Source organism: Microcystis sp. LEGE 08355, assembly GCF_015207185.1.
Classification (GTDB): domain Bacteria; phylum Cyanobacteriota; class Cyanobacteriia; order Cyanobacteriales; family Microcystaceae; genus Microcystis; species Microcystis panniformis.
On record NZ_JADEXI010000449.1, the window covers coordinates 1 to 3,903 of the forward strand.

3 protein-coding genes are annotated in these 3,903 nt (G+C 43.2%); 1 reads left to right on the forward strand and 2 read right to left on the reverse strand.

Annotated elements, in window-relative coordinates; all coding sequences use genetic code 11:
- Positions 1-145 precede the first annotated feature (145 nt).
- On the reverse strand, positions 146-1,189 hold the full coding sequence (locus tag IQ242_RS18950) for a DUF1611 domain-containing protein (protein WP_193961034.1): 1,044 nt from the start codon (positions 1,187-1,189) through the stop codon (positions 146-148).
- On the reverse strand, positions 1,182-2,234 hold the full coding sequence (locus tag IQ242_RS18955; RefSeq protein ID WP_193961035.1) for a dipeptide epimerase: 1,053 nt from the start codon (positions 2,232-2,234) through the stop codon (positions 1,182-1,184). The genes IQ242_RS18950 and IQ242_RS18955 overlap by 8 nt, the downstream gene beginning before the upstream one ends.
- Before the next feature lie 207 nt (positions 2,235-2,441).
- Here IQ242_RS18955 and IQ242_RS18960 point away from each other — a divergent pair, with 207 nt between their 5' ends.
- Entirely contained in the window at positions 2,442-3,605 is a 1,164-nt protein-coding gene (locus tag IQ242_RS18960; protein ID WP_193961036.1) for an LptF/LptG family permease, read from the forward strand.
- Positions 3,606-3,903: the final 298 nt, after the last annotated feature.

The following is a 3,903-nucleotide window of genomic DNA, read 5'->3' on the forward strand; positions in this document are numbered from 1 at the left end:
GGAAAAGAGGGTCTGTAGGCGCACGGATTTTCCATTATGAATATAGTATCCTGTCAAGTCGCCTTTGTCAAGAGAAAATTTAACAACATCCAGATTTAGTCGTAACCCATCACCTATCATTGACTATGATTGAATTAATCACTGATTACTGATTACTGATCACTGATAATAATCCTTGAGCGCCAAAACGGACAACATCGGTACAAAATAACCCCGTTTCCTCCTGCACGGTTTCTATAGCTTTAACTGCCGCCTCCGGACTAAGATGAAAAGTATTTAAACTAATCCCCTTTACCTTCACCTCCCCGAAACTTCCCCCGGCGCTGGCAGTCATTTCGCAGAGTTTAATCACTTCCGTTAGGGGAGGGATAGGAATATCGGGTAAATCTTTGATGTGAATTTGTCCGGCACGATGGACGAGAATTAACCCCGTTGGTTGACTGCCACGCATTAAGGGCAAGGTAGCAGTCGAACCGGGGTGTAAAAGAGAACCTTGACCCTCAATAAACAGAATATCGTTATTTTCCGCTGATTCTAACACCAAAGCCTCGATCGCACCAGCAGCATAATCGACGCGCACCGCATCCAAGGGTACACCTTTCCCCGCGATCATAATTCCCCCCTGTCCAGTGGCTAAAAATTGCGATTTTAGCCCTTTTTCTTGGGCAACTCGATGTAATTCGATGCTAGTGGACATTTTGCCCACACTCATATCCGTGCCTACCGTTAGAATACGCTGACAGGTTAAATTTTTCGCCCGCGCTTGCCCAATTTTTAAGTCTTGGGGTTCCAGACGGATATCCCAAATCCATTGATCCGGTTTAAGCTGAGAAAAAAGGGGTTTTAGGGGTGTATGGAGTCCATTAACGAGGGATAACCCTGTATTTACCGCCTCTTTGATTTCTTCTAGCCAATGGGGTGGTAAAATGCCCCCTGATGGTGCGATGCCAATTAACAGGGTATCGGGATGATAGGTTAGAGCTTCCCTAACAGTAGCAACAATCGGCAAGGGGTGATCGATTCCGGCCACTTCTTTTAAGGTACTGCCGGCGCTTTCTGCGTCAATAATCGCCACTACCTGCGCTTTACCGTAACGCAGATAACTTAACCCGGTTTTGCCGCGAGTTCCTTTGATTCCTTCGTGGAGAAGAATCGCTACTTTCTTGTCAGGAGTCAAATAATTAGTCATCTTCTGTCCGTACACTAACACCCAAACCGGGTGAATTATTTGGTTGTAAACGTCCCTTTTCCAAGCTTAATCCCGTAAAGGGATCATCGCGTAAATTTAAATGACTATCTAGGTCAAGATAGTTGACAAGCGGGCCAAGATGTGCTAGGGCAGTATTGGCTAAACTGCTATCAGAGTAACATCCGAACATAATTTGCAGTCGGCAAGCTTGGGCAATATGAATCATTCTCTGTACTTCGGCTAATCCACCAGCTTTCATTAGTTTAATATTAATGCCGTGGACTCGATCGGCCAGTTTCGGGATATCTTGACTAGAAAAACAGCTTTCATCGACGAAGATAGGTAGGGGCGATTTTTGGTATAAATCGATTAAATCTCGTTCTTGTCCCGCGGATAGGGGTTGTTCCACATAAATAACGCCTTTTTCCCCTAACCATTGGCACATTTTCACCGCATCGCTCAATTTCCAACCACCATTAGCATCGACACTTAGGGGCAAATGGGGGACAATTTCTTTAATAGCCAGAATTATAGCTCGATCGGCTTCTATACCGTCCGGTGAGCCTAATTTGACTTTTAATAAGCTAAAATCGCCGATTTCTAGCCAATCTAACACCCTCTTCCCCACATTTTCTGGAGAATTTAAACCGATAGTAACAGAAACCGGCGGAATTAAAGAGCGATCGAGTCCAAAAATTTGCCAGAGAGGTAAATTAGCTTTTTTGCCTAACCAGTCGTGCAGCGCCGTGTCAATAGCGGCACGAGTAGCCGAAGATATCTGATTTTGCCATAAAATTTTTTCAATTTCTTGGCGTTGACAGGGGTGAAAAGATTGTAAAATAGGAGCGATCGAGTTTAATTCTTGCAGGATTTTATCGGGTTTTTTCTCCTCGCTGGTAATATCAAAAGGGGATGCCTCTCCCCAACCTTCGATATTTTCCTCGCTAATTTTCAGCCAGATATTAGTATTTTCGCTGGTAGTGCCGCGACTAATCGTTAAAGGTACTTGTTTATGAATAGTAAAAGTTTGCCAGTTTAGCAGCATAATTCACCTAGGGATGATCGGGGAATAGGAACAGAAAAATTATCTACACTCACCCAAATCCTTACTTCTGTCCACTCTCCCCGCAATCATACAACTTCTGGCGGTGTTTTTCGTCAAAGACAAAATATGATAGGCTAACCGAAGGTATAGGCAAGACGGCTGCGGGTTAGGAAATGGGATGAAAGAGGAGTGAGTTAACCAAAATCAATGATTAAGAAAAAGATTTCTTGCTGGGTAAATGGAGGTATTGCCCTCATTGATCGCTATCTGATCAGCCAACTACTACCCCCATTTTTATTTAGTGTTGGTTTATTTGCCTCTTTGGGAGTAGCGATCAGCAATCTTTCCGATTTAGCTAATCAGGTAGTTGATGCTAATCTACCCCTTGCCTCGGCCCTAGAAATTCTCCTGTTAAAAGTGCCAGAATTTGTCACTTATTCCCTGCCAGTTTCTCTTTTGCTGGCCACTTTAATCACCTACGGACGTTTAAGTAGTGATAGCGAAACCGTTGCCCTGCAAAGCTGTGGAGTCACTCTTTATCGTCTTTTTATACCGACTTTTTGCCTGAGTTTAATAGTTACATTTGTGACATTTTTATTGAACGAATATGTGGTTCCTAATGCTAATTATCGAGCCACAGAAATTTTGGTACAAAAAATTAATAAAGAAGCAAGTTTCTGGAAAAACAAAGACTTTTATTATCCCGATTATGAAATAAAAACCCTCGAAAACGGTACGATTAATCGCAATTTAAGAAGTTTATTTTATGCCGAACAATTTGACGGGGAAAAGATGAAAACCGTCACCGTTATCCGTTGGCTAAAACAAGAATTAAATCAAATTATTATCGCCGATTCGGCCCGTTGGAATGCCGTCGATAACGTCTGGGACTTTTTTAACGGCATTATCTATGAATTAACCCCCCCTAACGCCTCCTATAGCCAAGTTATCCCCTTTAAAGCCGAAAAAATCGCTTTATCTCGCTCCGCTTTCGATTTTGCTCGTCAAAGCCGCGATCCCTACGAGATGAACATACCACAGGCGATCGAATATGTGCAACTGCTCAAACTCAGTGGCGATGATAAGAGAGTCAGGTTTTTTCAAGTGCGAATCCAGCAAAAAATCGCCTTTCCCTTTGTCTGTATCGTCTTTGCCACCATCGGCTGTGCCTTGGGTTCTCTACCGCAAAGAATTAGTCGGGGAACCAGTTTTGGTCTCAGTGTCGCCATTGTTTTCCTCTATTATCTCTTAAACTTCTTAGTGGGCAGCTTGGGACTAACTGCCACCCTCTCCCCCTTCCTAGCTGCCTGGCTGCCTAACTTTTTCGGTTTTGGTTTAGGTCTGTGGTTATTATGGCGACTTAACGGTTAGACTTTTTTAAAAATTTTCGTCAAGATAGGAGACGTAGAGTTATAGCAGGCCTCTTAGTCTATGTTTCCCTTTTTCTTCAACACTTGTGGCAGCACTTCCCGCCAAGAATGTCAAGAGCTTAAATTAAAGTTATCATGATACTATTAGGGGTCGAGAAGGTCGTCACCGACTTCCCCTCCCATTCAGAACCGTGCATGAGACTTTCACCTCACACGGCTCCTAGTTTGACTGTTCCCTTGTTAAGGATACAGCTTGACTTCTTTTGGTTAGCCTTGTATTATCTAGTTTGACTTTCTGA

What these genes read in the sequence shown, in the direction of transcription:
- IQ242_RS18960 (WP_193961036.1), top strand. Translation starts at nt 2,442, where the DNA reads ATGATTAAGAAAAAGATTTCTTGCTGGGTAAATGGAGGTATTGCCCTC.
- IQ242_RS18955 (WP_193961035.1), bottom strand. Translation starts at nt 2,234, where the DNA reads ATGCTGCTAAACTGGCAAACTTTTACTATTCATAAACAAGTACCTTTA.
- IQ242_RS18950 (WP_193961034.1), bottom strand. Translation starts at nt 1,189, where the DNA reads ATGACTAATTATTTGACTCCTGACAAGAAAGTAGCGATTCTTCTCCAC.